General features: G+C 53.1%; 1 protein-coding gene. It reads left to right on the top strand.

All coding sequences use genetic code 11. The features are described from left to right. A partial coding sequence (locus tag H5157_RS20690) for an Ig-like domain-containing protein (RefSeq protein ID WP_182725423.1) occupies nt 1-452 on the top strand: 452 nt, incomplete at both ends.

Below are 452 nucleotides of genomic sequence, written 5' to 3'. Positions count from 1 at the left end.
GGTGATGAACACCCAATCACCGCCACCGTGGATGCAAACGGTGATTGGCAAGCAACCAGCCCTGAATTACCGGATGGAAGCTACACCGTGCAAGCCAGTATCACCGATGATGCAGGCAACACCGGCGGTGCGACACAAACGGGCAACTTAGATACCTTAGCGCCAACACTGACGTTAGACACAGTCGGCGCAACCAACGACAGCACGCCAACAATCAGCGGAAGCAGCAATGCGCCAGCGGGCACAGTGATAAACATCAGTGTAAGCGACGGCACCACAACAGAAACGTTTACTGCAACAGTGCAAGCCGATGGCAGCTGGTCAGCCGATGTACCGAACGCGTTAACTGATGGTCCACTCACTATTGAAGCAAGCGTTAGTGATAACGCCGGTAATACCACTACATTAAGTGAAACCGCAACACTCAACACCACGGCCCCAAGCATTAGTAT

The organism is Pseudoalteromonas sp. SG43-3 (assembly GCF_014164385.1).
Taxonomy (GTDB): domain Bacteria; phylum Pseudomonadota; class Gammaproteobacteria; order Enterobacterales; family Alteromonadaceae; genus Pseudoalteromonas; species Pseudoalteromonas distincta.
Note: the sequence above shows the minus strand (reverse complement) of the source record. Positions and strands in the feature narration are given on the sequence as shown.